This is a genomic window from Acidovorax sp. SUPP1855, assembly GCF_030158955.1.
Lineage (GTDB): Bacteria > Pseudomonadota > Gammaproteobacteria > Burkholderiales > Burkholderiaceae_C > Paracidovorax.
In genome coordinates this window covers 134069-161064 of sequence record NZ_BQXI01000007.1, presented here as the reverse complement: position 1 = coordinate 161064, position 26996 = coordinate 134069, and the positions used below count along the sequence as shown (strand labels likewise).

Annotated in this window: 27 protein-coding genes; 6 read left to right on the top strand and 21 right to left on the bottom strand. The window is 69.4% G+C overall.

Features of this window, described 5'->3' with window-relative positions; genetic code table 11:
* Positions 1 to 38: 38 nt before the first annotated feature.
* A complete protein-coding gene (locus tag AVMA1855_RS08625; protein WP_284425390.1) occupies positions 39 to 1313 on the bottom strand; it encodes a flavin-dependent oxidoreductase in 1275 nt (424 codons plus the stop codon).
* A gap of 59 nt (positions 1314 to 1372) precedes the next feature.
* Here AVMA1855_RS08625 and AVMA1855_RS08620 point away from each other — a divergent pair, with 59 nt between their 5' ends.
* Positions 1373 to 1921 carry a MarR family winged helix-turn-helix transcriptional regulator gene (locus tag AVMA1855_RS08620; RefSeq protein ID WP_284425389.1) on the top strand — a complete coding sequence of 183 codons (549 nt, stop codon included), beginning with the start codon at positions 1373 to 1375 and terminating at the stop codon, positions 1919 to 1921.
* Between the two features lie 95 nt (positions 1922 to 2016).
* A complete protein-coding gene (locus AVMA1855_RS08615) occupies positions 2017 to 3000 on the top strand; it encodes a Bug family tripartite tricarboxylate transporter substrate binding protein (RefSeq protein WP_284425388.1) in 984 nt (327 codons plus the stop codon).
* Between the two features lie 27 nt (positions 3001 to 3027).
* Here AVMA1855_RS08615 and dkgB read toward each other — a convergent pair whose 3' ends face one another.
* Positions 3028 to 3852 carry a 2,5-didehydrogluconate reductase DkgB gene (dkgB, locus tag AVMA1855_RS08610; RefSeq protein ID WP_284425387.1) on the bottom strand — a complete coding sequence of 275 codons (825 nt, stop codon included), beginning with the start codon at positions 3850 to 3852 and terminating at the stop codon, positions 3028 to 3030.
* Between the two features lie 62 nt (positions 3853 to 3914).
* The gene (locus AVMA1855_RS08605; protein WP_284425386.1) at positions 3915 to 5117 is read right to left on the bottom strand and encodes an MFS transporter; all 1203 of its coding nucleotides are present in this window, start codon (positions 5115 to 5117) and stop codon (positions 3915 to 3917) included.
* 115 nt (positions 5118 to 5232) lie between these two features.
* Here AVMA1855_RS08605 and AVMA1855_RS08600 point away from each other — a divergent pair, with 115 nt between their 5' ends.
* Positions 5233 to 6123 (top strand): LysR substrate-binding domain-containing protein, encoded by an 891-nt coding sequence (locus AVMA1855_RS08600; protein ID WP_284425385.1) that lies wholly within the window; start codon positions 5233 to 5235, stop codon positions 6121 to 6123.
* 17 nt (positions 6124 to 6140) lie between these two features.
* Here the strand turns inward: AVMA1855_RS08600 and AVMA1855_RS08595 are convergent, their stop codons facing one another.
* The 5 genes from AVMA1855_RS08595 to otsB form a co-directional block, all read right to left on the bottom strand.
* Positions 6141 to 6884, bottom strand: coding sequence for a zeta toxin family protein (locus AVMA1855_RS08595; RefSeq protein WP_284425384.1), 744 nt, complete (start codon positions 6882 to 6884; stop codon positions 6141 to 6143).
* A gap of 11 nt (positions 6885 to 6895) precedes the next feature.
* Entirely contained in the window at positions 6896 to 7231 is a 336-nt protein-coding gene (locus AVMA1855_RS08590) for a hypothetical protein (protein ID WP_284425383.1), read from the bottom strand.
* A 132-nt stretch (positions 7232 to 7363) separates the two neighbouring features.
* Complete coding sequence (gene otsA / locus AVMA1855_RS08585; RefSeq protein ID WP_272565231.1) at positions 7364 to 8731, bottom strand: alpha,alpha-trehalose-phosphate synthase (UDP-forming); 1368 nt, start codon at positions 8729 to 8731, stop codon at positions 7364 to 7366.
* 60 nt (positions 8732 to 8791) lie between these two features.
* Positions 8792 to 10603 carry a glycoside hydrolase family 15 protein gene (locus AVMA1855_RS08580; RefSeq protein ID WP_284425382.1) on the bottom strand — a complete coding sequence of 604 codons (1812 nt, stop codon included), beginning with the start codon at positions 10601 to 10603 and terminating at the stop codon, positions 8792 to 8794.
* The gene (otsB, locus tag AVMA1855_RS08575) at positions 10600 to 11337 is read right to left on the bottom strand and encodes a trehalose-phosphatase (protein ID WP_284425381.1); all 738 of its coding nucleotides are present in this window, start codon (positions 11335 to 11337) and stop codon (positions 10600 to 10602) included. Before otsB ends, AVMA1855_RS08580 begins: the two co-directional genes overlap by 4 nt.
* A 155-nt stretch (positions 11338 to 11492) precedes the next feature.
* Here otsB and trxC point away from each other — a divergent pair, with 155 nt between their 5' ends.
* Entirely contained in the window at positions 11493 to 11936 is a 444-nt protein-coding gene (gene trxC / locus AVMA1855_RS08570) for a thioredoxin TrxC (RefSeq protein WP_284425380.1), read from the top strand.
* 21 nt (positions 11937 to 11957) lie between these two features.
* On the opposite strand, the gene AVMA1855_RS08565 is transcribed toward trxC, so the two are convergent.
* From AVMA1855_RS08565 to AVMA1855_RS08545, 5 genes are all read right to left on the bottom strand, one after another.
* Complete coding sequence (locus AVMA1855_RS08565; RefSeq protein ID WP_284425379.1) at positions 11958 to 12932, bottom strand: YopJ family acetyltransferase; 975 nt, start codon at positions 12930 to 12932, stop codon at positions 11958 to 11960.
* A 429-nt stretch (positions 12933 to 13361) separates the two neighbouring features.
* Positions 13362 to 14624 (bottom strand): multifunctional CCA addition/repair protein, encoded by a 1263-nt coding sequence (locus AVMA1855_RS08560; protein ID WP_284425378.1) that lies wholly within the window; start codon positions 14622 to 14624, stop codon positions 13362 to 13364.
* A gap of 191 nt (positions 14625 to 14815) precedes the next feature.
* Entirely contained in the window at positions 14816 to 15175 is a 360-nt protein-coding gene (locus tag AVMA1855_RS08555) for a hypothetical protein (RefSeq protein ID WP_284397961.1), read from the bottom strand.
* A gap of 119 nt (positions 15176 to 15294) precedes the next feature.
* Positions 15295 to 15987, bottom strand: coding sequence for a glutathione S-transferase family protein (locus AVMA1855_RS08550; RefSeq protein WP_284425377.1), 693 nt, complete (start codon positions 15985 to 15987; stop codon positions 15295 to 15297).
* A 120-nt stretch (positions 15988 to 16107) separates the two neighbouring features.
* A complete protein-coding gene (locus tag AVMA1855_RS08545; protein ID WP_272565224.1) occupies positions 16108 to 16680 on the bottom strand; it encodes a 5-formyltetrahydrofolate cyclo-ligase in 573 nt (190 codons plus the stop codon).
* A 15-nt stretch (positions 16681 to 16695) separates the two neighbouring features.
* Between AVMA1855_RS08545 and AVMA1855_RS08540 the strand changes: the two genes are divergently transcribed.
* Positions 16696 to 18678 carry a lytic transglycosylase domain-containing protein gene (locus tag AVMA1855_RS08540; protein WP_284425376.1) on the top strand — a complete coding sequence of 661 codons (1983 nt, stop codon included), beginning with the start codon at positions 16696 to 16698 and terminating at the stop codon, positions 18676 to 18678.
* Positions 18679 to 18764: 86 nt separating this feature from the next.
* Positions 18765 to 19322 (top strand): DUF4124 domain-containing protein, encoded by a 558-nt coding sequence (locus tag AVMA1855_RS08535; RefSeq protein WP_284425375.1) that lies wholly within the window; start codon positions 18765 to 18767, stop codon positions 19320 to 19322.
* A gap of 18 nt (positions 19323 to 19340) precedes the next feature.
* Here AVMA1855_RS08535 and AVMA1855_RS08530 read toward each other — a convergent pair whose 3' ends face one another.
* From AVMA1855_RS08530 to rbsK, 8 genes are all read right to left on the bottom strand, one after another.
* The gene (locus tag AVMA1855_RS08530; RefSeq protein ID WP_284425374.1) at positions 19341 to 19898 is read right to left on the bottom strand and encodes a cytochrome b/b6 domain-containing protein; all 558 of its coding nucleotides are present in this window, start codon (positions 19896 to 19898) and stop codon (positions 19341 to 19343) included.
* A complete protein-coding gene (locus AVMA1855_RS08525; RefSeq protein WP_272565219.1) occupies positions 19885 to 20163 on the bottom strand; it encodes a PepSY domain-containing protein in 279 nt (92 codons plus the stop codon). Before AVMA1855_RS08525 ends, AVMA1855_RS08530 begins: the two co-directional genes overlap by 14 nt.
* A gap of 60 nt (positions 20164 to 20223) precedes the next feature.
* Positions 20224 to 20907, bottom strand: a complete 684-nt coding sequence (locus AVMA1855_RS08520; protein WP_284425373.1) for a Fe2+-dependent dioxygenase — start codon at positions 20905 to 20907, stop codon at positions 20224 to 20226.
* On the bottom strand, positions 20901 to 22061 hold the full coding sequence (locus AVMA1855_RS08515; protein WP_284425372.1) for an alpha-hydroxy acid oxidase: 1161 nt from the start codon (positions 22059 to 22061) through the stop codon (positions 20901 to 20903). The genes AVMA1855_RS08520 and AVMA1855_RS08515 overlap by 7 nt, the downstream gene beginning before the upstream one ends.
* 71 nt (positions 22062 to 22132) lie before the next feature.
* Complete coding sequence (locus AVMA1855_RS08510) at positions 22133 to 24454, bottom strand: TonB-dependent receptor (protein WP_284425371.1); 2322 nt, start codon at positions 24452 to 24454, stop codon at positions 22133 to 22135.
* 210 nt (positions 24455 to 24664) lie between these two features.
* Positions 24665 to 25606, bottom strand: a complete 942-nt coding sequence (locus AVMA1855_RS08505; RefSeq protein ID WP_284425370.1) for an MBL fold metallo-hydrolase — start codon at positions 25604 to 25606, stop codon at positions 24665 to 24667.
* Positions 25607 to 25641: 35 nt separating this feature from the next.
* Positions 25642 to 26031 (bottom strand): D-ribose pyranase, encoded by a 390-nt coding sequence (gene rbsD / locus AVMA1855_RS08500; RefSeq protein ID WP_272565214.1) that lies wholly within the window; start codon positions 26029 to 26031, stop codon positions 25642 to 25644.
* Positions 26028 to 26978, bottom strand: coding sequence for a ribokinase (gene rbsK, locus AVMA1855_RS08495; RefSeq protein ID WP_284425369.1), 951 nt, complete (start codon positions 26976 to 26978; stop codon positions 26028 to 26030). The genes rbsD and rbsK overlap by 4 nt, the downstream gene beginning before the upstream one ends.
* Positions 26979 to 26996: the final 18 nt, after the last annotated feature.

Genomic DNA, 26996 nt, shown 5'->3' with positions numbered 1-26996 from the left:
TGATTGCTATAAAATTAATAGCATTATGCCCTAGAAAATCATGCGCTGGAGGCCGATTTTGCTTCGACCTGCCGGTGGCCGGCCGCGGCCTTGTATTCCTGCACCCAGCGCGCCAGCACGGCCGGGTCCATCACGTCCTCGATGCGCGCGAAGCCCTCGGGGGCGCGTTCTTCCACCATGTCGAGGATGGCGTCCAGGCCCTCCTGCCGGTTCAGGGCCACGATGCGGGCGGTGGCGGGGCGGCGCGCGGCCTCGTAGTGTTCCAGCGCGGCGACGGGGTCGGGCTGCGCGTGCAGCGCATCGGCCAGCGCGCGGGCGTCCAGGATGGCCTGCGTGGCGCCGTTGGAGCCGATGGGGTACATGGGGTGCGCGGCATCGCCCAGCAAGGTGACGCGGCCGTGGCGCCAGCGGGGCAGGGGGTCGCGGTCCACCATGGGCCACTCCAGGATCTGCGTGGCCGCGCGGATCACGCCGGGCACGTCCAGCCAGTCGAAGCGCCACGCGCCGAAGGTGGGCAGCAGGTCGTCCACCGCGCCGGGCCGGCTCCAGTCGGCGCGGTCGGGCGCCCGGAGCCCGCCGCCGAAGCCGTCCTCGCGCAGGCGGCGGTCGGCCACCCAGTTGATGAGCTGCGTGCCGTCCGCCGCGGGCGGCGCGATCGGGTAGACCACGAACTTCGCCCGGCGGTGGCCGGCCTGCACCATGGTGCGCCCGTCCAGGAACGGCCGCGCCACGGTGGTGCCGCGCCACATCATCATGCCGTTCCAGCACGGCGCGCCTTCATCGGGGAAAAACTGGCGCCGCAGCGCCGAATGGATGCCATCCGCGCCGATCAGCAGGTCGCAGGGCAGCGCCTCGGTGCGGCCATCGGCATGGGCGATGTGGGCGGTGGCGCCGGCGTCGTCCTGCGTGCTGCCGGTGACGCGGGCGCCGCTGCGCATCGCCGCCGCGCCGAGGCGCCGCGTCGCCTCGTCCCACAGGAACATCTGCAGCTGCCCGCGGTGCACGCTCAGTTGCGGATGGCTGTAGCCCGCGGCCACGCCGCGCCGGTCTTCGTAGATCGGCTGGCCGTGGCGGTTGGCGAAGACCAGCGCCGCGGTCTCCACCCCCATCGTGCGCAGCGCGGGCAGCAGCCCCAGGCCATCGAGCACCGCCACGGCGTGCGGCAGCAGGTTGATGCCGACGCCGAGCGGCTTCAGGTGCGCGGACGCCTCGCACACGGTGATGCGGTGGCCTTGCGCCGCCAGGGCCAGCGCGGCCGTGAGGCCGCCGATGCCGCCGCCGGCGACGACGATGTGGAGCGGTGCAGAGGGCATGGTGTGTCTCCGGGTTGTCCTGCTTGACGCCATGCGATGGCGCCGCCTATTGTTGCGCCATGCAACAAAAATCGGCACGCGCGAAAACCCTGCCCTCCCATGCGCCGGCGCGCGCCCCGGATGCGCCCGAGGGCGAACTGCGCCCCCTGCCGGGCCTGGACTACGGCGTGCTCGACCAGCTCATGGGCTATGCGCTGCGGCGCGCGCAGAACGCGCTGTACCTGCACTTTCAGCGGGCCGTCGCCGCGCAGGCCGACGTGAGCCCGCAGCGCTTCGCCGCGCTCGTGCTGGTGGCGGGCAACCCGGGTCTGCGCCAGGGCGTGCTGGCCGATGCGATGGGGCTGCACCGCAGCGGCGGCATGCGCCTGGTGGACTGGCTGCACGCCCAGGGCTGGGTGCGGCGCGCCGCCGATCCGCTGGATGGCCGCGGCTGGACCCTGCACCCCACGCCCGCGGGCCGCGCCGCGCTGCAGCGGCTGAGCGAGGCGGTGCTGGCGCACGATGCGGCGCTGGTGCAGGCGGTGGGCGAGGGCGGCGGGCAACTGCATCCGCTGCTGGAGCGCTTGGCTACGGCGGCGGCAGCGGCGTCGTCCGCGCCCCTCCCTTGATCCTCGCCCCCTGATGGCCCCATGGTTCCGGCCGGCACGGTCGTCTGGCATGCTTTCCGGCCTTGCCCAACAGAACCCACACAAGGAGACAACGCATGACGAAGATGAACCGACGCCAGGCCGGCCTGGCGCTGGCAGGGCTGGCCGCCGCTGGCCTGGGAGCGCCCGCACGGGCGCAGCAGGGCGTGCCCCGCATCCTGGTGGGGTTTCCCGCCGGGGGATCGATCGACGTGGTGGCCCGCCGCCTGGCCGAGCAGTGGCGTGGCCGCACCGGCACCACCACGGTGGTCGAGCAGAAGGTGGGCGCGGGCGGGCGCATTGCCCTCGCCACGCTCAAGGACGCGCCGCCCGATGGGCTCACCCTGGTGCTCAGCCCCTCGTCCATGCTGACCATCTACCCGCACGTCTACAAGCGCCTGCAGTACCGGCCGGCCACGGACTTCATCGCCGTGACGCCGGTGGCCCTGTCCACCTGCGGCTTCATGGTCGGGCCGAAGGTGCCCGAGTCGGTCAAGACCCTGCGCCAGTTCGCCGACTGGACGAAGGCGCGGACCGAGCCCGAGGGCTACGCGTCGCCCGCGGCCGGTGCCATGCCGCACTTTCTGGGCACCCAGTTCGCCCGCGCGGCCGGCATCCAGCTCACGCACGTTCCCTACCGTGGCGCGGCCCCGGGCCTGCAGGACCTGATGGGCGGGCAGGTCGCCTCCGGCTGCTTCAGCGTGGGCGACTGCCTGCCGCATCTGCCCACCGGCCGGGTGCGCGTGCTGGGCGTGACCGACACGCGGCGCTCGCGCTTCCTGCCCGATGTCGCCACGTTCGAAGAGCAGGGCTTCGCCGGCATCCACGGCGTGGAAAGCTATGGGCTGTACCTGCCCGCCAAGACGCCCGCCGCGCAGGTCGACCGGCTGCTGGCGCTGGCGCAGCAGGCGATCCGCGATCCGGCCGTGGTGGAGTCGCTGGCCAAGCTGGGCTTCGAGCCCGTCAGCAGCACCCCAGAAGAGTTCGCGCGGCAACTGGCGCAGGAGCGCGAGCGCTGGGCGCCCGTGGTGGCCGCATCGGGCTTTTCGTCCGAGGAATAGCCGCCGCCGGGCACGGGGCGGGCCGGGTCAGTCCCAGGCCGGTGCCAGGCCTTGCGGATCGACCAGCCGGCCGCCGCGCTCCAGTGCGCCGATGCGCTGCATCTGCCCGTCCGTCAGGCGCAGCTGCGGTGCTTTCAGATTGCTTTGCAGGTGGGCGTGCTGCGTGGACGAGGGAATCACCGCATGGCCCAGTTGCATGGCCCAGGCGAGGGCCACCTGCGCCGGCGTGGCCGCCAGTTCCGCCGCGATGGCCTGGATCACCGGGTCCTGCAGCACCTGGCCGTAGGCCAGCGTCATGTACGACGTGGTGTGGATGCCCTGGCTGCGCGCGAAGTCCACCACCGCGCGGTTCTGCAGGTAGGGGTGCAGCTCGATCTGGTGCGTGGCGATGCGGTCCGCGCCCACGGCAGCGATGGCTTCGCGCAGCAGGGCGGTGTTGAAGTTCGATACGCCGAAGGCCCGCGTCAGTCCCTGCGCCTGGGCGTCGGCCAGTGCGCCCAGCGACTCTCCCACCGGCACCGCGCTACCGGGCGACGGCCAGTGGATCAGCGCGAGGTCCACCCGGTCGGTGCGCAGTTTGGCGAGGCTTTCCTGCAGGCTGGGAACGAGACGGTCGGCCGCAAGGTGGTCGGTCCAGACCTTGGTGGTGATGAACAGTTCGTCGCGTGGCACGCCGCTCTCGGCGATGGCCTGGCCGACCTCGGCCTCGTTGCCGTAGATCTGCGCGGTGTCGATGTGGCGGTAGCCCAGCGCCAGTGCGGTTTTCACCGAGTCGATGACGACCTGGTCCTTCAGGCGGAAGGTGCCCAGGCCGAAGGCGGGCACGGTGGGGGAAGCAACGGGTGTGGTCATGAAAATCTCCGGTGGCAATGAAGGGGTGAACGGAAAAAGGTTGGCCATGGAAAGCGGCCGGATCAATGGGCCGCAGCAGCCGGGCTGCCCGTGCGCACCGCGAAGCCGCTGCGGCGGTCCAGTACGCCGCTGTAATGCGTCAGGGCCAGCGACACCAGCACCACCAGTGCGCCGATCCACGGCGTGTGCATGAGGCCCAGGTGCGTCACGATCAGGCCACCGGCCCAGGCCGCGCCGGCGATGCTCAGGTTGAACGCGGCGATGTTGAGGCCCGAGGCCACGTCCACCGCCTGCGGCGTGAAGCGCTCGGCCTGCTGCACCACATACACCTGCAGCCCCGGCACATTGCCGAACGCCACCGCGCCCCACAGCAGCACGGTGCCCAGCGCCAGCCAGGGGTGGGGCACCGTGAACTGCAGCAGCAGCAACACGGCGGCCAGCAGCGCGAACACGATGCGCAGCGCGGCAATCGGCCCCTTGCGGTCGGCCAGCCGGCCGCCGCAGAGGTTGCCTGCAGCCACCGACACGCCATAGACCAGCATCACCCAGCCCACCGCCCCGGCGCTGAACCCCGACACCTCGGTGAGGATGGGCGCGAGGAACGTGAAGGGGATGAACGAGCCGCCGTAGCCGATGGCCGTCTTGGCATACACCAGCAGCAGCCGCGGCTCGGCCAGCACGCGCGCCTGCTGCGCCAGAGAGGCGGGCGGGGTGTGGGCGATGTCGCGCGGCACGAACAGCGCGCTGCCGATGAAGGCCACCACGCCCAGCGCCGACACGGCCAGGAAGGTCTCGCGCCAGCCGAAGTGCTGGCCGATGAACGTGCCCAGCGGCACGCCGGTCACCAGCGCCACCGTGAGGCCCGTGAACATCACCGCGATGGCGCTCGCGGCTTTCTCGCGCGGTACGAGGCCCGTGGCGATGGTGGAGCCGATCGAGAAGAACACCCCGTGCGCCAGTCCGGTGAGAATGCGCGCCGCCACCAGCGGGCCATAGCCCGGCGCCTGCCACGCCAGCAGGTTGCCGGCCGTGAACAAGGCCATCAGCGACAGCAGCAGCGCCTTGCGCGGCACCTTGCCGGTGAGGGCGGTGAGCACCGGTGCGCCGACGGCCACGCCCAGCGCGTACAGGCTCACCAGCAGTCCGGCCGAGGGCAGGCCGATGGAAAGATCCGCCGCCACGGTGGGCAGCAGGCCGACGATCACGAACTCGGTCGTGCCGATGGCGAAAGCGCTGAGCGTCAGCGCGAACAAGGCAATGGGCATGGAAGCACTCCTGAAGATGCGCCGAGTCTGCGGGTTTATCCTTTGCAGAAAAACCCGGTTTCGCTCCATAGATACTTGCCCCGAAATCAACAATGAAACGGCTGGGCCGCGCACCATGAAGACCACGCTCGAAGAACTCCAGGCCTTTGCCGCCGTGGTGGACGGCGGCTCCATCACGGCCGCCGCCGAGCACCTGGGCCAGACCGTCTCCGGCATCAGCCGGGCGCTGGCGCGGCTGGAGAAGAAGCTCGAGACCACCCTGCTGCGCCGCACCACGCGCCGCATCGAACTCACCGAAGAGGGGCAGGCCTTCCTGGCCCGCACCCGCGCGATCCTCGCCGCCCTGGACGATGCCGAGGAGCACATGGCCGCGCGCCGGCTCCAGCCCGCCGGCCGCCTGCGCGTGAACGCCGCCACGCCGTTCATGCTGCATGCCGTCGCTCCTCTGGTGCCCGAGTTCCGCCGCGCCTACCCGCAGATCACGCTGGAGCTGGACACCGACGAGCTGAACATCGACCTGCTGGCGCGCCGCACCGACGTGGCGATCCGCATTGGCCCGCTGCGCGACTCCACGCTGCACGCCCGGCCGCTGGCCACGAGCCGCATCCGGGTGCTGGCGAGTCCGGCCTATCTCGCCGAACACGGCCGGCCCAGGACCGCGGCGGCCCTCGGCCGCCACACGCTGCTGGGTTTTTCACAGGTCGAATCGCTCAACCGCTGGCCGCTGCGCGGCGCGCATGGCGACGAATGGCCTATCACGCCGGACATCACCGCCTCCAGCGGCGAAACGCTGCGCCAGCTGGCATTGCGGGGTGCGGGCATCGTGTGCCTGTCCGACTTCATGACCGCCGCCGACCGCGAGCGGGGCGATCTGGTGCAGATCCTGGCGAAGGACACGGCCGACGTGCGCCAGCCGATCAGCGCGGTGTACTACCACAACACGCAGCTGGCCGCGCGCATCGCGTGCTTTCTGGATTTTCTGCAGGAGCGGCTGAAGGCGTTCTGAGGGGGGCGGCGGGCGATTCAGGCGGCGTTATCGGCTCCCATCGGCCATTCGCCAGCCACGTTCGCCATCCAGTAGTTGGCCAGTGCGGGGAACTGGTCGCCTTCTCGCGCATAGTCGGGGTCGCGTATGTCGAACAGGACATGGTCGCCTTCCTGCACGCGAACCAGCGTGAATGCGTGCTCGCTGCCACGGCTGTTGTCGAACATCAGGGTCATGTCAGCCAGCGGTGCTGCATGCCGGATGGCCGCTTGGGTGCGAGGAAAGCGATCACGCAGCTTTGCTGCAGGCACGGCATGACCTCCTTGGTCCTTGCGGGTTTCCACACGCAATTCCGACAATGCCGCATTGGCTAGACCCACGAAAAGCAGGACGACGTAGTAGCCCGAGCGCTGCATCTCCAAAATGTCTTCGTGCTTGCTTTCAACGGTGCCATCAGGGCGTTCGACCCAGTGCGAGAACACGGTTTCGAACGCGAATGGCATGCGCTCCGCCATCACGATGGCTTTAAACGCCCGGATGCCTTCCTGGGAAAGGCGCTGCCAGCGGTGATCGGAGTCTCGTAACTTCTGAGCCCAATCAGGCAGGTCGCTGGGCAGGATGGACGTGATCAACCGATCGGCATTGATGAGTGGGACGCGTAAATCGTCAGCCAGGCGTTCATACCAAAGGGTGGATTTTCCTGAGCCGTTGTGTCCCGCTAATACCAGAGCAAGGGGTTTTCTCTCGGTATCCAAAGCGTTCCGCAGAACGTCAGCGAGCACTGGGGGGTGCATCAGCGGAGAACCTGCAGAGCCCTGAACTTACCTTCGACGAACTCTCCGATGGTGGTTTTGCCATCTTCTGACTTGCGCACCATCTTGGTGGGATCGGCTTCACTGACTGCATAGGAATAAACCTTGCGGACGCTGTGAGGCTTGAAAACCGCTTCAGCGTCAATTCCGGGTGCAGCCAGAGAGCGGCCCAACTCGACCATCAGAACGTTCGCTTGTTCCCGATCACGAATCCGCACACGTTTGGCGGACTTTCCGGACTGCACAAGGGATAGGCCACCGTGGAAAGAGGCAACCGTTCTACTGTCCGTGGCGGATATAGAAGTCTTGGTACTCATGGCAGGGGAGCATGGTGAGGAAGAAGAGTGTTCATTGTGCCATTCAGGGATTCGAGCGGGCTCCATTAACTTGACGGCCCTCTCGAATTCACAGGAATACAGAGTCAATCTCAACTTGGTTTCTGTCCCTCCTCAGCCCAGCGTCTCCAGGAACGTCTTACGCCACCAGTGGATGTCGTGCTCCCGGATGCGCTCCATCAGCGCCTGGTGGCGCCGCTGGCGTTCCTTGAGGGGCATCTGCAGCGCGGTCTGGATGGTGTCGGCCATGCCCTGCGTGTCGTAAGGGTTGACCAGCAGCGCTTCCTTCATCTGCTCGGCCGCGCCGGCGAAGCGCGACAGCACCAGCACGCCAGGGTCGTCCGGGTCCTGGGCGGCGATGTATTCCTTGGCGACGAGGTTCATGCCGTCGCGCAGCGGCGTCACCAGGCCCACGGCGGCGGCGCGGCACAGGCCCGGCACGCGCTTGCGGGCCACGGTGCGGTGGATGTAGCGCAGCGGCATCCAGTCGAGTTCGCCGTAGTCGCCGTTGATGGCGCCGCACAGGCCTTCCAGTTCCTGGCGCAGGTCGGCATAGGCGTCCACGCTGTCGCGGGTGGGCGAGGCGATCATCACCAGCGTGGCGCTGTGGTGGTTCTCGGGGTAGCGCGCCAGCAGCTCGCGGAAGGCGCGCACGCGCTGCGGGATGCCCTTGGAGTAGTCCAGCCGGTCGATGCCCAGCAGCAGGCGCCGGCGCGAATACTCGTCGCGCATGGCGGTGAAGGTCTGCACGGCCTCGGGCGCGGCGGCCAGGCGGGTGAATTCGTCCACGTCGATGCCGATGGGGAAGGCCCCCACCTGCACCGTGGCGCCGAAGGCGCGCAGGTGCTGCGGGCCCACGGTTTCCGCATTGGCCTCGTTGCTCAGGTAGCGCGTGAAGTGCGATACGTCGGCCTCGCTTTGCAGGCCCACGAGGTCGTAGGCGAACAGGGAGCGCATGAGCCATTCATGCTGCGGGATGGCGGCCATGATGAGCGGCGGCGGCACCGGGATGTGCAGGAAGAACCCGATGCGCTGGCGGCAGCCCAGCGCCCGCAGCTCGGCGGCGAGCGGGATCAGGTGGTAGTCGTGCACCCAGATGGTGTCGTCTTCCTTGAGCAGCGGCAGCAGCTTGCGGGCGAACATCTGGTTCACGCGGCGGTAGCCGGCGATGTAGCTGGCGTTGAAATCTGCCAGGTCCAGCCGGTAATGGAACACGGGCCACAGCACGCTGTTGCTGTAGCCGCTGTAGTAGCTGTCGTGGTCTTCCTGGCACAAATCCACGGTGGCCAGGGTGACGGTGCCCGCCTGGCGCGTCTGCAGCTTGCCTTCACCGGGCAGGCCGTCTTCGGAGATATTGCCGCTCCAGCCGAACCACAGGCCTCCGGTGCGGCTCAGCGTCTCGCCCAGCGCGACCGCCAGGCCTCCGGCGGCGGGCTTGCGGGGGTCGGCGATGCGGTTGGAGATGACGACGAGGCGGCTCATGGGAAATTTCCTTGCGGTGCGAACGGGCAGTCGGGGTGGGCGTAGCGGATGCGGCGCCTTTCAGATCACGCTGTCCCAGGGGTCGGACAGCCGGACGGCGGCATTGATGATGCCGACCATGGAATAGGTCTGCGGGAAGTTGCCCCACATCTCCCCGGTCTGCGCGTGCGTGTCCTCGGACAGCAGTCCGAGCGCGTTGCGCGTGGCCAGCAGGGCCTCGAAGATCTCGCGCGCCTGCGCCTTTCGGCCGATGCGGGCCAGCGCGTCGATGCGCCAGAACGCGCAGATGTTGAAGGCGGTGTCGGGCTTGCCGAAGTCGTCGGCGGCCTCATAGCGGCGCATGTAGGGGCCATCGCAGAGCGACGCCTCCATGGCGTCCACCGTCGAGACGAAGCGCGGGTCCATCGGGTCGATCAGGCCCACCTCGGCCATCAGCAGCACGCTGGCGTCCAGCTCGTTGCCGCCGAAGCTCTCGGCAAAGGCCTGGCGCTCCTCGCTCCAGGACTTTTCCAGGATCTCGTCGCGCATCGACCGGGCGTGCGCGCTCCAGTAGTCGGCGCGTTCCGGCAGCTGCAGCGAGTGGGCGATCTTGGCCAGGCGGTCACAGGCGGCCCAACTCATCAGCGCCGACGAGGTGTGGACGCGGGCGCGGGTGCGCAGCTCCCACATGCCGGCGTCGGGCTGACCGTACACGCGCACGGCCAGCTCGCCGATCTGCTCCATGCGCGAGAACTCGGTCGCGCCCGCCGGGTGCAGCAGCCGCTGGTCGTGGAAGGCCTGTGCCGCGCCCAGGATGATGTTGCCGTACACGTCGTGCTGGAAATGCTCGGCCGCCTGGTTGCCCACCCGCACCGGGCCCATGCCCCGGTAGCCGGCCAGGTGCGGCACGAAGGCCTCGGGCAGGTCGTGCTCCAGGCCGATGCCGTACAGCGGCTGGATGTGGCCGTCGCTGGCCTCGGCCACCACGTTGCTGAGCCAGCGCAGGTAGTCCTCCATCGTCGCCGTCTCGGACAGGCTGTTGAGCGCCCGCACGACGAAGAACGCATCGCGCAGCCAGCAGTAGCGGTAGTCCCAGTTGCGGCCGCTGTCGGCCGATTCGGGGATGCTCGTGGTCATGGCCGCCACGATGGCGCCGGTGTCCTCGAACAGCGAGAGCTTGAGCGTGATGGCCGCGCGGATCACCGCGTCCTGCCATTCGAGCGGCACGGCCAGGCGCTGCGTCCAATGGCGCCAGTACCACACGGTTTCCTGCTCATAGTGGCGCGCCGTGTCGGCAATGCCGGCGGGCAGCGACTCGTCGGCACCCAGAAGGAAGTTGTGCTCGCGCGCCATCACGAAGGGCTGGCCCGACAGCACGTGGGAGATGGGCACGTCGGTGTTCAGCCGCAGCGTCAGCTCCTCGCCCACGTAGCGGATGTGGTTGCTGCCCTGCGTGATCTCGGGCGCGTCCTTGCCCCAGCCGTAGCGCACGTCCACCGTCACGCGGATGCGCGGTGCGCCCTCCAGCCGCCGCACGCGGCGCACCAGCATCATGGGCCGGAAGTAGCGCGACCGGGCGTAGAAGCGCGGGGCGAAATCCGTGATCTCGATGCTGTTGCCCGAACGGTCGGTGAGCCGCGTGCGCAGCACCGCGGTATTGGGCTCGTACCACTGCTCGGTGGTGGCGAGGTCTTCGATTTCGATGGCGAAGCGGCTGCCTTCGTCGCCCGGCTGCAGCAGGGCGTTGAACACTGGATCGCCGTCGAAGCGGGGCAGGCAGCACCACACGATGTGCGCCTGCGCATCCACCAGGGCGCTGATGGCGCAGTTGCCGATCAGGCCCAGCGCCAGTGAAGGCTCGGCGGGCGGGCCGAAATGGGAACCGGTCTTCATGCGGCGGGCCTTTCCGGCGCCGCCATCTGGTAGAGCCATTCGCGCAGGACGGTAGTGTCGTCGCAGCGCACTGCGGCCTGCGTCTCGCCCGGGCCCACCTTGATGCCGATGCCGCCCAGGGCCTGGGTGGCGACGAAGCCGTTCTCGTCCGTCACATCGTCGCCCGCGAACACGGGAATGCGGCCCTGGAAGGGCGGGTGCTGCATGAAGTCGGTGATCGCCCGCCCCTTGCTGGGCCCCGAGGGCTTGATCTCCAGCACGCATTTGCCCTGCATCAGTTCGAGCCCGGGCGCGTGCTGGAGCGCATGTTCCAGCGTCGAGCGGCACAGTGCTTCGAGTTCCGGCGCCTGGCGGTAGTGCAGCGCGACGCCGGCGCTCTTGCGTTCCAGGACCAGGGCGGGATAGCGGTCGCGCAGTGCCTCGATGGTGCGGATGACCGCCGTCAAATCCGTGGCCGGCACGGCCCCCACGAGCCCGCTGTTCAGGCGGTACTGGGCGCCATGCTCGCAGGCCAGCGGCAGCTGAAGGGGGGACAGAAAGCGGTCGATGTCGGCTTGCGTGCGGCCCGTCGCGATGGCCAGTGCGCCGCCCAGCCGTTCGTGCAGCGCCTGCAGCGCCGGCACGATGCCCGGAGGCACCTGCACCGCATCGGGGTGGGACGCAATATCGGCCAGCGTGCCGTCAAAATCGAGGAAAAGTGCGTATCTCGCAGTCAGTAGCGGTAGATTTTGCATTGCCAGCCACCTTACCAGAAGCCTTCGCGCGGGCTGTAGGCGCCGAGGCAGGGCGCCTGTAGGCGGGTTGAAAACCCTCCACCGGGTGCCCATGTGGCAGGGAACGCTGCGCGTGCTGCGAGCGCCTCACCTCTCGCCCTTTCTCCCGACCGTCCATGACCGAAATATCGCCTCTGCACATCGTCTGCCCGCATTGCCACACCACCAACCGTGTGCGGGCCGAGCAACTCGCCAGCGCTCCCGACTGCGGGCAATGCCACCAGCCGCTCTTTGCCGGCACGCCCCTGGCACTGGATGCGAACAGCTTCGAGCGCCATGTGCAGCGCAGCCACATTCCCGTGCTGGTGGATTTCTGGGCACCCTGGTGCGGACCTTGCCTGCAGATGGCGCCCGCCTTTGCCCAGGCATCACGCGAACTGGAGCCCCGGGTGCGCTTGGCCAAGCTGGACACCGAGGCCCACCAGGCGTTGGCCGCACGCCATCAGATCCGGAGCATTCCGACGATGATCCTGTTTCGCAGCGGGCAGGAGGCCGCGCGCATCTCAGGGTCACTGGGCGCAGCGGACATCGTGCGCTGGGTGCGCACTGCGACCGCCTGAGGGTGCTGCGGATTCAGTCATTCATTGCATGTCTGAGGGCTCTTTCAGTGGAGCGATATGGGCCAGCGCGCCACGCACGAACTCAATGCGCTTGTGCTCGTAGGAGTTGCTGTATCGCACCGAGATTGGCTCTCGGGGGATGCCCAGGCATTCAAGAATGGCCGAGGTGAAGGTCAGAGGGGGCAATGGTCCGATCCGCGTCACTTCGTGTGCGGCATGGCGTTGCTGCAATGTCTGCCCTTTTCGATTGACAACGGCTTGTGGGGCGTCGTCCGACAGGGCGTGCGCGGGCTTGCTTCTGGCTTTTTCGTATTGGCGAATTTCTGTGGCGGATGTGGAGTGCTTGATGAACGAAGGGGGAAGTGCATCTGATTTTTGCGTCGGTACCGTCTCTTCAAATTCGCCGCGGCCCATCGCTTCCAGGGTTTGATCATGCATTGCCTGGATATCGGGCTCTGCCGCCATTTTCTTGGCAGCCGACAGCGCAAAGACGCAGCAGCCTTCCTGTGACTTCTGCACGCCGGAGAAAATGATGCGCGACTGCACTATTGCGGGGGGCAATTCCGCGGAACGGTTGCGATTCAGGTAGTGCATCAGTTGGCCTTCCAGATGCGCCCATTGGTCGGAAAATGTCTGGGCGCGCAAATCACTGTGGGGCAGACTGTCCACCACGATGACCGATACAGCGTCCTGTGTGCATTTCAGGCTTAACGCGATGCGATGCCTGCCGCCGTGGTCCAGGACTGCTTGCCAGCTTTCCTGTGCGGCCATGCCTTTCTTCAAGCGCGTGACCAAACCGGATTTCGTCAACCCCGTCAATCGGTGATCGGTGTCGAACGCATACAAATCCAGCTTCAGCCTGGGGTCTGCGCCATTGAGGCCATCCACCATCTCGGGAAGAAAACGGGTGTCTTTGTTGCTGAAAGACAAATGGGGGAGGTCCAGGGATTCTTCCAGGGCCTTGAGGTAGGCCAGCAATTCCGGAGCGCGGGCCAAGGCCCGCGGCTCGTCGAACGATGGCCCCCGCAATGGGAGTCTTGAGGGCGTTGCTTGCCTGGGCCGCTGATCGGACTCAGGTCCCGTCAGCGCTCCCTGCGACCGGGCCGATAGCCCCTGCAGACTGGATTGCAGAGGTGTTGACGGTCGCTCCGATGTACGCGTGGACTGATTCTCTGCGCTGGCATGCAAGTGCTCGTTGGTGAGCAACGGCAATCTGGATGAAACAGAGTGGGGCAACGTTGGGATCATGGTGTGGAGAGAAAAATGCGCCTGCTCGGAGAAAGGGCCCTTCCCTGCTTTGCACATGATGGGCCTGATCGCTATCGTTTGTTTCAGGGTCTCGTGAATCTAAGAAGACCTTGCCTGCCCCGCAGCAGGGGTTGCGAACCCGCTGATGATTTGGCGAAGCCTGAGCAGCCGATTGGCTCAGCCCTGCGCGGCCAGCCAGCCGGCCACCGCACGCACCCGCGCCTCGCGGATCCATTCCCCCACCTGCGGGCCCGCGGCGCCAGCCGCCGCGGCGCGGGCGGCGATCTCCGCCGTCACCACCGACTGCGCCGCCGCGAGGATGGCTGCCAGCCGGGGGCGCTGGGGGTAGGGCGTCTCTTCGAAGCCGAGCCGGCCCCGCGCGTCGCATTCGCAGGCCAGCAGCACCTCGACAAAGCGCGCCGGCTTGCGCAGGGCGTCGCAACGCTCCAGGAGCCGCACCAGGGCGGCGGCGTTGAGGTCCGCGCTGCGGTGGATGTGGCCGTGCTCGCGTGCCACCACGTCGGCGGTTTCGCGGCAGTCCACCGGCACGCGCAGGCGCTCGCACACGTCGCGCAGCAGTTCGGCGCTGCGGGTTTCGTGGCCGATGTGGCGCGGCAGCACGTCGGCCGCAGTGGTGCCCTTGCCCAGGTCGTGCACCAGGCAGGCAAAGCGCACGGCCAGGGGTGCCTGCAGCCGCGCGGCCATGTCCAGCACCATCATCACGTGCACGCCGGTGTCGACCTCGGGGTGGTACTCCGCGCGCTGGGGCACGCCCCACAGGCGGTCGAGCTCCGGCAGCAGCACGGCCAGCGCCCCGCAGGCGCGCAGCACTTCGAACATGCGCGAGGGCGCGGGCTCCATCAGGCCGCGGGCCAGTTCCTGCCAGACACGCTCGGCCACCAGGTGATCCACCTCGCCGGCCTCGACCATCTCCCGCATGAGCGCCAGGGTCTCGGGGGCCACGGTGAAGTCGGTGAAGCGCGCGGCGAAGCGGGCTACGCGCAGGATGCGCACGGGGTCTTCGCGGAAGGCGTCGGTCACGTGGCGCAGCACGCGCGCCTGCAGGTCGCGCACGCCGCCGTAGGGGTCGCACAGGCCGTGCGTTGCCGAGGGTTCGGAGGCACCGGCCGCATCGGCCGGCTGCGCGATGGCGTTGATCGTGAGGTCGCGGCGCGAGAGGTCTTCCTCCAGCGTGACCCCGGGCGAGGCCTGCACCGCAAAGCCGCGGTAGCCGCGCCCGCTCTTGCGCTCGGTGCGCGCCAGGGCGTATTCCTCGTGCGTCTGGGGATGCAGGAACACCGGGAAGTCGCGCCCCACGGGCAGGTAGCCCTGCGCCGCCATTTCGTCGGGCGTGGCGCCGACGACGACCCAGTCCCTGTCGTTGACCGGGCGACCCAGCAGCCTGTCGCGCACCGCACCGCCCACCATGTAGATTTGCATGGGCGGCAGTGTACGGCGCGGCGTTGCGGGCCCGGCCGGTATCCGCCCAGCGGCCATACCGATCGGTTCAAGGCCAAACCGGTGCCATGCCGGCGGATTTCATGTCTGTATTGCTATTAAAAATATAGCAAAAAACGGTTGGCAGTGGCTGGCGCCCCGGGGGCTGCGGGGCGTCGCCGCCCTCGCGCCGCTCAGCGTTTGTCGGCCGTCAGCCGCGCGAGCGCGCCGCGGATCACCTCGATGCGCTGGGCCTCGTAGGAATGGCTGTAGCGCAGGGTCTTGATGCCGTGCGGTCCCGAGATGGCGCGCGCCTCGAAATCGCCCTGCAGCCGGTCGAGGCAGGCCAGCAGTTCGGGGTGGTGGCGTGCGGCCACGGCCCGGTCGAACGAGAGGCTGCCGTCTGCCCTCGGACCGAAATCGCTGTCCGGCAGGGTGCCGTGGCCCGGCGTGAACGGCGGGGGCGGAATGGCGAACCGCGTGGGCGGGCGGCCGGGCCGGTCCACCCCCATCAGGGACGGATCGGGCGGGGTGCTGAAGTAGGTGGAACGCATGGAACTCTGGTCCTGGAGTGGCTGCGTTCACAGCGTGCCGCCGCTCCCGCCACGCCCCTGCCGCAGGCCGGAAGCGATGTTCCATTTTGCGAAGCGCCCCCTCGCGGGCGCTTCGCCGATCAGCGCGCCGTGCGGCTCAGCCGGTAGGGCTCTTCGAAGTCGAGAAAGTCCGCTTCGGCCTCGGCCCCGCGCACCCAGTCCTGCACACCGGGCAGCGCCAGCACGCGCTCCACATAGCCCTTGATGTGCGCCGGCAGCGGCAGGGCGTAGGTGGTCAGGCGCGAACACACGGGGGCGAAGAAGGCATCGGCGATGGTGAATCCGCCGAACAGCAGCGGGCCGCCGTGCGCCTGCAGCAGCGCCGTCCACATTTCTATCAGCCGCGCCACGTCGGCGCGCACGGCGGGGCGGTCGCGCCACAGCAGGGCGCCGGTGTCGGGCAGGCGGGCCTCGATGTTCATTGGGCAGGCGCCGCGCAGCGCGGAGAAGCCGCTGTGCATCTCGGCGCAGACGCTGCGGGCCCGTGCGCGGGCGGCCGGGTCGGCAGGCCACAGCGCTTTGCCCGGGTGCTTTTCCGCCACGTATTCGGCGATGGCCAGGGTGTCCCACACCGCCAGGTCGCCGTCGACCAGCACGGGCACCTTGCCGGTGGGCGTGACCGCCTGGATCTTTTGCTTGAACTGCGAGCCTTCGTCGAAGCTGTCGAAACGCAGCGGCACTTCCTCGAACGCGATGCCGGCCTGGCGCAGCAGCACCCAGGGGCGCATGGACCAGGAGGAGTAGTTCTTGTTGCCGATGTAGAGCTGGAACATGGGATTCACCTCGGAAAACGGGAGGTGCATCCTACGACGCCGCCGCACGGCCCTTCGATGCCTTTTCGCCCGGCGACTGATGCGCGCCGCGCATCAGCGGTGCCTGGCGACCCTGGCCGGTCAGATCGGCCAGACCACGCCGTTGTCGTTCAGGATGGCATTCAGCGGCAGGTCGTGGGCCTCGGGCTCGAAGTCGTCGATGTAGCCGTGCGTGAAGCCCAGGCCCACGGTGGTGGGCACCGGCTGCAGCGTGGCCAGCGTGCGGTCGTAGAACCCGCCGCCGTAGCCCAGCCGGTAGCCGCCGGGGCCGTAGCCCACGCAGGGCACGAACAGCAGGGAGGGCACGATCACCTCGGTGTCCTTGGGCTTGGGGATCCCGTAGGCGTCCTCCTCCATCGGGCAGCCGGGGTACCAGGCATGGAAGGTGAGGGTCTTGTGCACCTTGTCCACCACCGGCAGCCCGATGCGGCGCCGCTGGGGCTCGTCGAGCAGTTCGCCGTCTTCCTTCCAGCGGTGCAGCGCCGGGAGCGGGTCGAACTCGCCCTTGATGGGCCAGTAGGCCCCGATGACGGTGTCGGGCCGGTCCACCAGCCAGATTCGCATGACGCGCTGAAGCAGGTCCGCCCGCTGTAGGCGGTCGGGGAGGTTCAGGCGTTCTTCTACCAGTGCGCGGCGCAGGGCTGCTTTGTCCATCACATAATTCCCCCAATGCAATTGCTCAAGATTCTGACACCGCTCGTCGCGGGCGCCTTGCTCGCCGGTGGCGCGACCCTTGCGGTCGCGCAAAACCGGGGTGACGATACCCTGCTCGAGATGCAGCAGGCCTTCCGTAAGGGCGACCGGCAACGGCTCACCCAGTTGCTGCCGAGTGCCCGTGGCCACGTGCTCGAGCCCTGGGCCGCCTACTGGGAGCTGCGGGCCCGCCTCGGCGAGGCCCTGCCGCAGGAGGTGGGCGCCTTCCTGCAGCGCTACGCCGGCACCTACCAGGAAGACCGCCTGCGCAACGACTGGCTGCTGCTGGTGGGCCAGCGCCGCGACTGGGTGCAGTTTTCCGAGCTGCACCCGCAGTTCCGCATGGGCGACGACCGCGAGGTGCGCTGCTACGCGCTGCTGATCGAGCAGATCAAGGGCACGGCGCCGGCCGGCGCCATCGAGGAGGTGCTGCGCAACTGGTACGGCCAGCGCGAGGCCGACGACGGCTGCACGCACGCGGTGGCTGAGTTCTATGCCGACAAGAAGGTCACGGCCATGGACATCTGGCGCAAGGCGCGCCTGTCGGCCGAGGCCAACCGCGCCCGCGCCACGCGCAACGCGGTCGAGATCGTGGCGCCCGAGGCGCTGCCGCAGCTGCGCGAGGTGTTCGATTCGCCCGTCAAGTTCCTGGCCAGCCGCGCCACGGCCGCCGGGCGCGTGCGCCAGGAGCTGGTCGTGCTCGGGCTCATCAAGATGGCCATGGCCGACCCCGGCGCCGCGGCGCGGCTGCTGGATGCCAAGTGGGGCGTGCAGCTGTCGTCTGAGGAACGCAACTGGGTCTGGGGCGTGATCGGCAAGCAGACGGCGATCGCGTTGTCGCCGGACGCCATGGGCTACTTCGGCAACGTGTCCAAGGACGCCGACCTGTCCGACGACACCCTGGGCTGGAAGGTGCGCGCCGCCCTGCGGGCCGGGCAGTGGAAGCAGGTGGCGCGCGCCATCGACGCCATGTCGCCCACCGCCCGCCAGGACAGCACCTGGACCTACTGGCGTGCCCGCGCCTGGCTGTCCAACCGCCCGGGCGACGAAGACAAGGCCCGCGCCCGCGAGTTGCTCGAACGCATCGCGGGCACCAACGGCTTCTATGAAATGCTGGCCCTGGAAGAGCTGGGACAGCGCGTGGTGCTGCCGGCCGCGCCCCTGCCGCCGACGCCCGAGGAAAAGGCCGCCGTGCGCGCCAACCCGTCGCTCAACCGCGGGCTGTACGCCATCTTGCTGGGGCTTCGCGGCGAAGGCGTGCGCGAGTGGAACTACGCCACCAACCTGCACAGCCCGGGCGGCATGGCCGACCGCGAGCTGCTGGCCGCCGCCGAGTTCGCCTGCCAGCGTGAGGTGTGGGACCGCTGCATCAACACCAGCGAGCGCACCAAGGCAGCGTTCGACGCGTCGCAGCGCTTTCCCATGCCGTTTCGCAGCACGGTGGTGGCGCGGTCGCAGGCCATCGGGCTCGACCCGGCCTACGTGTATGGGCTCATCCGCCAGGAAAGCCGCTTCGTCATGGACGCGCGCTCGGGGGTGGGGGCTTCCGGCCTCATGCAGGTGATGCCGGCCACGGCCCGCTGGACGGCCCGCAAGATCGGCATGGCGAATTTCACGCCCGACCAGATCAACGACCGCGAGACCAACATCACCATCGGCACTGCCTACCTCAAGCTGGCGCTGGACGATTTCGACGGCTCCATGCCCCTGGCCGCGGCGGCCTACAACGCCGGCCCGGGCCGCCCGCGCAACTGGCGCAACGGCCCGCTGCTGGAGGCCGCCATCTGGGCCGAAAACGTGCCGTTCACCGAAACGCGCGATTACGTGAAGAAGGTGCTGGCCAACACGACGATCTATGCGGCCATTCTGAGCGGCCAACCGCAATCGCTCAAGGGGCGGCTGGGCAGCGTGGGGCCGCGCGATGCCGCGGTGCCGGAGCCGAACAAGGACCTGCCCTGATTCCTGCGCGGTGCCGGGTGCGAGGGCGCTCGGCATCGCGGTTTCACCCGGCCGCGGGGGGGCGGCCGTTTAATACACAAAAAACCATGTCCAAGAAGAAGAGAATCGGGGCCGCTGCGGCCATCGCCGTGGCAGTCGGGTTGCTGTGCGGGGCCGTTTCGGCGCAGCCGGTCTACAAGTGGGTGGATGCGCAGGGCCGCACGCAGTATGGCCAGCAGCCGCCGGACCTGTCCACGGCCGAGCAGCCGCAGTTGCACAACACGGTGCCGTTCGGCAGCAGCGGCGGGACTGGTTCCGGCGCGGCGCCGCGCAAGCTGCCCCGGGACGTGCAGGACCAGGTGAACGGCCTGGCGCAGGGCTTGACCAAGACGCAGCCGGGCAAGGTGCCGCTGTCCTGCGGCAGGGCGGTGAGCAACGCGACCTCGGGCCTGGACACCATGCTGGAGACCGGCGACAAGAACGCACGCGACGGCTACCTGTCGCGCGAGCAATACGAAGCCACGGCGGGCAAGATCCGCGCCACGCGCAGCCACATCACGGTCGGCGACTGCGAGTCGGCCACGGGCGTCAAGCGCGACTTCTACCAGTGCATTTCCAACGACCGCAACCACGTGATGGGGTGCGCGCAGCAACACCGCTTCTGAAGCCCGGCCTGCCGGCGCTCAAGGCACGTCGTCGCCTGTGGGCGGGGCCTTGCGCCCGGTGACCATGGCCCGCACGAGGTTCTCGCGGTGCTGGTACCCGGTGAACAGCACGCCGCCCACGTGCAGGGCGACCAGGCCCAGCAGGGTCCAGCCCAGGCCCTCGTGCAGGTTGGCGAGCCAGCCGTAGCCCCAGAACAAGTCGGTGGTGTAGAGCCAGCCGGTGAACCCCAGCAGACCGATGCAGCCCAGCAGTGCCACCACCATCCAGCCGCCCAGCGGGTTGTGGCCCAGGTGGCGCGGCGCGCGTCCCGCGCCCACGGCCCGCGCGTAGGCCCAGGTGGCGGCCGGCCCGCGCACGAACTGCGCAAAGCGCGCGTGGTGCCGGCCCGCGAAGCCCCAGGCCACGCGTGCGCAGGCGATGGCCAGGGCGGCGTAGCCCAGGTTCTCGTGCAGGGGCCCCAGCCGGTGGCGGGTGATCCAGGCCGCGGCGACCGAGGCCACCAGCGACCAGTGCAGGAGCCGCACCGCCACGTCCCACACGGGAACGGGCGGGTGGGGCGGATTACTTTTCTTCAACGCGTTCCAGCGTCTTGGGGTCGAAGAACGCTTCCACGCGCTTGCCCTGCGGGTCCTTGCCGTACACCTCGTAGCAGGTGGGGGTCTTTTCCATGCGGCGCACGGTCCAGCCTTCCTTGACCAGCTTTTCCTGCAGCTCGGTGTGGGGGCGCCATTCCGAAGCGGGATGGGCGGGGCACTGCACGTCGCCGTGCGCCCAGGCGCCGCCGGCGGCCACGGTCAGGGCCAGTGCGATGGCGGCACGGCGAAAAGGGGTGGAATTCATGGGGGGCTCCTGCAAAGAAAGGGAATGGGAGGACGGAACGGTTTCGGCCGGCGCAGCGTGTCAGGTCTGCGCCCAGCGGCGCAGGAGATTGTGGTACACGCCCGTGAGCTGCAGCAGCCGCGGGTCGGCGGCGTCCAGCGAGGGGGTCAGGCGCTGGATGGTCTGATCCAGGTCGAAGAGCAGCGTGCGGTCGCCCTCGTCCTGCACCAGGCTTTCGATCCAGAAGAACGAGGCGATGCGCGCGCCGCGCGTGACCGGCGTCACGCGGTGCAGGCTGCTGGAAGGGTAGAGCACCAGGTCGCCGGCTTCGAGCTTGACGCTCTGCACGCCGAACGGGCCTTCGATCTCCAGCTCCCCGCCGTCGTATTCGTGCGGGTCTGCGAGGAACAGCGTGGCCGACACGTCGGTGCGCATCGACTGCTGCGTGCCGGGCCACTGCATGACGGCGCTGTCCACGTGCGCGCCATAGGTGCCGCCGTCGGCATAGCGGTTGAACTTCGGCGGGTGGATCCTGCGCGGCAGGGCGGCCGCGATGAAGGTTGGGTGGCGGCCCAGCACCCGCAGCAGGTGCTGGCCCAGTTCCACCGCCACCTCGCTGGCGTCGTCGAGCTGTTCGTTGCGCTTGACCGACCGCGCCAGAGTGCCCGCGGTGGCGCTGCCGCTGCGCCAGTCGGCGCCATCCAGACGCTGGCGGAAGTGGCGGATTTCGTCCGGGTCCAGAACGTGTTCGAGGGTGATCAGCATGGCGTTTCTTCGGACAGGGAGGGAAAGGCCGGCGGCTGGGCCACGAGCGCGCCCGGGCCGATGTCGGCCAGCGTGGCGCAGCCGGCCAGCGCCATGCAGGCCTGCAGTTCTTCGATCAGCAGGCGCAGCAGGTGGGCCACGCCCAGCGCGCCGGCCACCGCCAGCGCATAGACCTGCAGCCGGCCGATCAGCACGGCATCGGCGCCGAGCGCCAGCGCCTTGAACACGTCGGTGCCGCTCCGGATGCCGCCATCGAACAGCACGGGCCAGCCGGGGCCCACCGCCGCCCGCACGGCGGGCAGCATCTGCAGGCTGGCGGGGGCGCCGTCCAGCCCGCGCCCACCGTGGTTGGAGACGACGATGCCCGCCACGCCCCGGGCCTGCAAGGCGGTGGCGTCTTCGGGGTGCAGCACGCCCTTGACCCAGACGGGCAGGTGCGTCTGCGCCATCAGCCAGTCCAGGTCGGCCCAGGTGGGCGCGAAGTGCATGGCATGGAAGACCCGGCCCTGGCCCGGCTGCGGGGCGGGCGGCTCCACCGGCGCCTGGCCGCGCAGGTTCTCGGCCACGCAGGTCGGCGGCATGCGAAAGCCCGCCGCCAGTGCCTGGCGGCCGGCGGTCTGCAGGGCCGCGTCCAGCGTGACGACGATCGCGCGGTAGCCGGCCGCCTCGGCGCGGCGAACCAGCTGCAGCGTGTCCTCCCGCCGTGGCTGGAAGTACAGCTGGAACCAGCGCGCCGGGCCGCTGGCCTGCGCGATCGATTCGAGCGTGCGGGACGACAGGGTGCTGGCGAGCAGGCAGGTGCCGGTGGCCTCGGCCGCGCGCGCGGTGGCGATCTCGCCGTGCGGGTGTGCCAGGGCCTGGAACGCCACCGGTGCGAGGGCCAGCGGGTGCTCCCAGGCCTCGCCGCCCACCACCGCCCGCACATGGCCGTGGCGCACGTCGCGCAGCAGCCGGGGCAGCACGGCCCAGCCGTCGAAGGCGCGCCGGTTGGCCTGCGCCGACACGCCCAGGCCGCTGCCGCCCGCCACGTAGGCATGGTGCGCGGCATCCATGTGCTTGGGCGCGAGCAGGGCGTAGTCGAGCGCGCCGTGCACGCCGGGCGGAATGCGGTCCGGCGGCGGAGGCGGTGCGGTGGAGGAAAGGGCTGGGGTCATCGTTGAAAGCGGCAATGCCGGGCAGAGCCCGGCATTGGATCAGACCCGGGGCGCCGTTGCCAGCGCGCCGATCAGAACTCGTAGTCGAGCGTGACGCGCACCGCACGCCCGTCGCCCTTGTACAGGAACGAGCCCGAGCGGTACACCGCCGTGTAGTAGTCCTTGTCGCCGGCGTTGAGCACATTGACGCGGATGTCGGCGTGCTTGTTCAGGCGGTACGAGGCGAACAGGTCGTACACGGTGAACGAGGGCACGGGCTGCGCGCAGGTGCCGTTGGTGTAGCTCGCGCCGGTGTCGGGCTGGCCGCCGCAGCGGTCGCTTTCGTGCCGCGCCGTGGCGCCCACGGACAGCGCGGGAGTCAGCTGGTACTTGCCCTGCACCGAGAACGAGCGGTCGGCGAAGTTCGACAGCGGCAGGCCCACGTTGGCCGCCGTGGCCGACTTGAGCACCTTGGACTTCATGAACGCCACGCCGGCCTGCACCGTGAACTGGGAGGTCACGTTGCCCACCAGGCCGAATTCGACGCCGCGCACGCGGTTCTTGCCGGTGTTGAAGGTGCCCAGCGAGTCGTAGTTGGCGCCCTCCATCACGTCGGACTTGGTGGTCTGGAACGCCGCGGCCGTGAACAGCAGCTTGTTGTCCAGCAGGTTCCACTTGGTGCCGATCTCCAGATTGCGCGAGGTCTCGGGCTTGGCGCCGGCGGCGCTGCCGTTGTAGACCACCAGGCCGCCGTAGCCGCTGCTGGTGCCGGTGTCGGATTCGCCGCCGTTGATGTCCTGGGCCGAGCCATAGCTGGCGTACACGATGCCCATGGGGTTGATCTTGTACGACACGCCCAGGTGGCCGTTGAGCAGGGTGTCGGTGTAGCTGTAGTTGCCCGTCTGCGCGGCCGTGGTGGCGTTGCGCGTGACGAGGCTGAAGTCGGTGTAGTCGGCGCGCACGCCGCCGAACACCGTCCATTGGTCGGTCAGGTCCACCGTGTCCATGGCGCTGAGCGCGAAGCTCTTGACCTGCCAGTCGTTGGCCCAGGGCGTCTGGGCGATCTGCCGGCCCATGATGGAGTTCAGGCCCGGCGTGACGGCGCCCGAGGGGCCCGAGAGGCAATAGGCCGTGTTGGCGCCCGTGCCCGCCTGCGTGCGGCAGTTGAATGCGCCGGTGTTGGTGACGGCGTAGTTGCCGCGCGTCACCTGGTGGTCCGTGTATTCGAGGCCGAAGATGAGTTCGTTCTTCTTGCCGGCGATCTCGGTGTCCCAGCGCAGGTTGGTCTGGTGCGCGAAGTACTTCACTTCCTGCCAGCCGTTGTGCGTGCTCAGCGAGGCGCTGGTGAACGGCGTGCCGTTGCTGTAGCGCGTGCCGCCCGAGGCGCCGGTGACCACGTAGCCGTTGTCGGACGTGCCGTAGCGCGTCAGGCTGGTGAGGGTCTTGTCGGGCGCGATGCGCCACTTGACGCGTGCCGTCAGGGCGTCGACGTCGGAGTTCAGGAAGTCCTGGCTCTGCGCGTACACGGGCACGCCGGTGGCGGGCACGCGGTTGGGCACCGTGCCGAGCAGGTAGCTGCCCAGGTCGGGGTACTTGTCCCTGGCGCGCAGGCCGTAGTAATCCAGCGTGACCGACAGGTTGGCATTGGCTTCCCACAGGCCCGACAGCGCCAGGCCCTCGCGGCGGCGCTTGGACGGGTCGCGGTCCGGCACGCCTTCGGTGCTGTAGAGCGCGTTGGCGCGCAGCGCGAACTGGTCCGAGAAGCCCTTGTTGGCATCCAGCGTGGCGCGGCGGTAGCCGTCGCTGCCCGCGCCCACGGAGACGCGCGAGAAGTCGTAGTCCAGCGTGGCCTGCTTGGTGATGGCGTTGATCGCGCCACCGGCCGAGCCGCGGCCGGCAAAGGTCGAGTTCGGGCCCTTGGTGATTTCGAGCTGCTCGATGGCGAAGCTCTCGCGCGTCGTCATGCCGGGGTCGCGCAGGCCGTCCACGAACACGTCGCTGCGGGCTTCCTGGCCGCGGATGATGTAGCGGTCGCCGAAGGCGTTGCCGTTCTCGCCCGTGCCTAGGGTGATGCCGGGCTGGGCCGCGAGGATCTGCTTGAGGTCGGTGAAGCCGGAGTCGTCGATCGCGGCCTTGGTCACCACCGAAATGGTCTGGGGCGTTTCCGCCAGGGGCCGCGTGTGGCGCACGTCGGCCGAGGTCTTGGCCTTGTAGGGCGCGCCCACTTCGGCGTTGGGGTTGGGATCGATGGCCTGGTCCTGCACCGTCACGGTCGGCAGGACGGTGGCGTCCTGTGGCGGTGCGGTCTGGGCCATGGCGGCCCATGGCAGCAGCACGGCGGTGGAGAGGCTGGCGGCAACGCCCTCGGCCAGGCGGAGGCTGCGGGGTTTCTTGACGGAGTTGGAGTGTTTCATTTTGTTGTCAGAACCAAAAACAGCGCGATTATTGATACGAATCACTCTCGTTAAGGTGTTGTCTGACAGGGGCGCGGCGTGGAATCTGACAATTTGTAAGATTTCCGCCACAAATTGCGCACGGGAGGTGCGCCGGGCGAGGGGTGAGAGGTGAAAGCGGCCCCGGCACGGGCGTGCCGCGCCAGCAAGGCCGGGGCCGCGCCTTCTGCCCTACCGGTTGTGGATCTGCGTGCCCTGGAGGGCGGCGGCGCCAGAGCGCACGAGGTCCTGCACCGTGCCCTCCAGCCAAGCCTGCAGCGGCTGGTCGGCGAAGTAGCGCGCGTGCAGCAGCGCGAAGTAGGGCGTCGCGGCGGCCCAGGCCCAGAGCCGCTGCGCCTCGGCCTGCTGCCACTCCAGCAACTTGTACTTGACGAGCACCTTGGCGGCGTAGCGCGCGTGCTTTTCAGGCGCCTGCACGAAGCCGTCCAGCCGCCGCCGGGCGGTGTCCAGCGCCGGGGCAAGGCCGGTGAAGACGCGGCCGTGCCCCGGCACGAGGGTGCGCGGCGCCAGCGACTCGATCAGGTCGAGCGTGGCCGCCACGTCGGCGAAGGCGCTGTCGCCCTCCAGCTCGGGAAAGACCACGCCGAAGCCGTTCTCCCACAGCGCGTCGGCCGAGATCAGCACGGCGTCGACCGGCTCGAACAGCACGATCGAATGCGGGTCGTGCCCGGGGGCCGCATGCACCTGCCAGGCCCGGTCGCCGAGCATCACTTCAGTGCCCGGCTGCAGCACGCCGTCCATGCGAAACGGCGGACAGTCCTGGCCCGTGGGCGTGTAGCTCAGGGCGTTGGCGTCCCACTGGCGCACATGGGCCGCCTGGCCCGGGGGGATGAAGGTGCCGAGGGCGGGCCAGGCCGCCTGCAGTGCGGCGTTGCCGCCGCAGTGGTCGCTGTGCAGGTGGGTGTTGAGCACGTGGTCCAGCGCGCGGCCCTGCAGTGCGCCCTGCAGCAGCGCGACGGTCTGCGCGGCATGGGTGCAGTAGCCGGTGTCCACCACCGCCGTGTCCCCGGCGCCGATGAACACGATGTTGTTGGCCGACAGCCAGCCGCGCTCCAGCACGGTCATGCCGGGGGGCAGGGGCGCGGGGCCGGAGGGCGTCGAAAGGGGGGGCATGGCGGTGGCTTTCATGGCGCGCCGCCCCGGGCCGTCTAGAACGTCACGCCGGCGATGAGTATGACATTCGCATAGGGCGTGCATTCGCCGGTGCGCACCATCACCCGCGCCTGCTGGCACAGCCGTTTGAATTCCTCGTGCGGCACGGTCTCGGGCGCCACGGGCAGCAGGCACCAGTCCGGCAACTGGCCTTCGGCGCGTTCCACGGCTTCGGTGGCGACGATGGCGCGCTCCACCTGCAGTTCGGAGAGGACGGCGCACAGCACCTCGTCCACGGCGGGGATGCCGGCCGTGACGGCCAGATCGATGCGGCGTGGCCCGGGGGGGATGGGCAGGCCCACGTCCCCGATGACCAGCATGTCGCCGTGGCCCATGCAGGCGATGGCGTGCGAGAGTTCGGCGTGCAGCAAAGCGCGGCGTTTCATAGCAATCTCCAGTCGGGTGGGCGGGGGCTGGCGGCGACGGCGTCGCGCGTGGGAATGGAGGGTTGGGCACCGGGCCGGGTCACGCACAGCGCCGCGGCACGGATGCCGCCCTGCACGGCCGGATCGAGCGCCTCGCCCCGTCCCAGCGCGACGGCGAGCGCCCCCAGGAAGGTGTCTCCGGCGGCGGTGGTGTCCACGGCCTGCACGGCCATGCCCGGGTGGTGGCGGCAGCCATAGGCATCGGCCGCCACGGCGCCGGCGGCGCCGAGCGTGACGACGACGCGCGCCGGGCCACGCGCGCGCAGCCGCCGGGCGGCATGCGCCGCCTCGTCCGGGGTCTGGACGGCACCGCCCACCAGGGCGGCGGCCTCGACCTCGTTCACGACCAGCGTGTCCACCAGCGGCCACAGCGCATCGGGCAGGGGCTGCATGGGCGAGGGGTTCAGCACCACGCGGCAGTTGGCGGCGTGCGCCTGGGCGGCGGCGGCCAGCACCTGGGGCAGCGGCACTTCGAACTGGGCGACCAGGCAGGCCGCACCCTGCAGCGCGGGCGCCAGCGTGGCGGGGTCCAGCACGAACCGCAGGTTGGCCCCGGCGGCCACGACGATGCGGTTTTGCGCCGCGTCGTCCACCACGATGGCGGCCACGCCGGTCGGGGCGCTGTCGTCGGTCTGCACGCCCGAGTGGTCGATGCCGTCGGCGTCAAGCGCCGCCCGCAGCGCCTGGCCGTTGCCGTCGGCGCCCACGCGCCCGAACAGGTGCACGTCCGCGCCCAGGCGGGCGCACGCCACGGCCTGGTTGCCGCCCTTGCCGCCGGGAATGTGGTTCAGCGAATGCGCCATGACGGTTTCGCCGGCGCCGGGCGCCTGGGGCACGCGCAGCACCAGGTCCATGTTGAGGCTGCCGACGACGGCGATGCGGGGGCGGGAAGGAGGGGCGGCGTTCATGCGCGGGAGAAAAGGGAC

What these genes read in the sequence shown, in the direction of transcription:
- AVMA1855_RS08625 (WP_284425390.1), bottom strand. Translation starts at nt 1,313, where the DNA reads ATGCCCTCTGCACCGCTCCACATCGTCGTCGCCGGCGGCGGCATCGGC.
- AVMA1855_RS08620 (WP_284425389.1), top strand. Translation starts at nt 1,373, where the DNA reads ATGCAACAAAAATCGGCACGCGCGAAAACCCTGCCCTCCCATGCGCCG.
- AVMA1855_RS08615 (WP_284425388.1), top strand. Translation starts at nt 2,017, where the DNA reads ATGACGAAGATGAACCGACGCCAGGCCGGCCTGGCGCTGGCAGGGCTG.
- dkgB (WP_284425387.1), bottom strand. Translation starts at nt 3,852, where the DNA reads ATGACCACACCCGTTGCTTCCCCCACCGTGCCCGCCTTCGGCCTGGGC.
- AVMA1855_RS08605 (WP_284425386.1), bottom strand. Translation starts at nt 5,117, where the DNA reads ATGCCCATTGCCTTGTTCGCGCTGACGCTCAGCGCTTTCGCCATCGGC.
- AVMA1855_RS08600 (WP_284425385.1), top strand. Translation starts at nt 5,233, where the DNA reads ATGAAGACCACGCTCGAAGAACTCCAGGCCTTTGCCGCCGTGGTGGAC.
- AVMA1855_RS08590 (WP_284425383.1), bottom strand. Translation starts at nt 7,231, where the DNA reads ATGAGTACCAAGACTTCTATATCCGCCACGGACAGTAGAACGGTTGCC.
- otsA (WP_272565231.1), bottom strand. Translation starts at nt 8,731, where the DNA reads ATGAGCCGCCTCGTCGTCATCTCCAACCGCATCGCCGACCCCCGCAAG.
- AVMA1855_RS08580 (WP_284425382.1), bottom strand. Translation starts at nt 10,603, where the DNA reads ATGAAGACCGGTTCCCATTTCGGCCCGCCCGCCGAGCCTTCACTGGCG.
- otsB (WP_284425381.1), bottom strand. Translation starts at nt 11,337, where the DNA reads ATGCAAAATCTACCGCTACTGACTGCGAGATACGCACTTTTCCTCGAT.
- trxC (WP_284425380.1), top strand. Translation starts at nt 11,493, where the DNA reads ATGACCGAAATATCGCCTCTGCACATCGTCTGCCCGCATTGCCACACC.
- AVMA1855_RS08560 (WP_284425378.1), bottom strand. Translation starts at nt 14,624, where the DNA reads ATGCAAATCTACATGGTGGGCGGTGCGGTGCGCGACAGGCTGCTGGGT.
- AVMA1855_RS08555 (WP_284397961.1), bottom strand. Translation starts at nt 15,175, where the DNA reads ATGCGTTCCACCTACTTCAGCACCCCGCCCGATCCGTCCCTGATGGGG.
- AVMA1855_RS08550 (WP_284425377.1), bottom strand. Translation starts at nt 15,987, where the DNA reads ATGTTCCAGCTCTACATCGGCAACAAGAACTACTCCTCCTGGTCCATG.
- AVMA1855_RS08545 (WP_272565224.1), bottom strand. Translation starts at nt 16,680, where the DNA reads ATGGACAAAGCAGCCCTGCGCCGCGCACTGGTAGAAGAACGCCTGAAC.
- AVMA1855_RS08540 (WP_284425376.1), top strand. Translation starts at nt 16,696, where the DNA reads ATGCAATTGCTCAAGATTCTGACACCGCTCGTCGCGGGCGCCTTGCTC.
- AVMA1855_RS08535 (WP_284425375.1), top strand. Translation starts at nt 18,765, where the DNA reads ATGTCCAAGAAGAAGAGAATCGGGGCCGCTGCGGCCATCGCCGTGGCA.
- AVMA1855_RS08525 (WP_272565219.1), bottom strand. Translation starts at nt 20,163, where the DNA reads ATGAATTCCACCCCTTTTCGCCGTGCCGCCATCGCACTGGCCCTGACC.
- AVMA1855_RS08520 (WP_284425373.1), bottom strand. Translation starts at nt 20,907, where the DNA reads ATGCTGATCACCCTCGAACACGTTCTGGACCCGGACGAAATCCGCCAC.
- AVMA1855_RS08515 (WP_284425372.1), bottom strand. Translation starts at nt 22,061, where the DNA reads ATGACCCCAGCCCTTTCCTCCACCGCACCGCCTCCGCCGCCGGACCGC.
- AVMA1855_RS08510 (WP_284425371.1), bottom strand. Translation starts at nt 24,454, where the DNA reads ATGAAACACTCCAACTCCGTCAAGAAACCCCGCAGCCTCCGCCTGGCC.
- AVMA1855_RS08505 (WP_284425370.1), bottom strand. Translation starts at nt 25,606, where the DNA reads ATGCCCCCCCTTTCGACGCCCTCCGGCCCCGCGCCCCTGCCCCCCGGC.
- rbsD (WP_272565214.1), bottom strand. Translation starts at nt 26,031, where the DNA reads ATGAAACGCCGCGCTTTGCTGCACGCCGAACTCTCGCACGCCATCGCC.
- rbsK (WP_284425369.1), bottom strand. Translation starts at nt 26,978, where the DNA reads ATGAACGCCGCCCCTCCTTCCCGCCCCCGCATCGCCGTCGTCGGCAGC.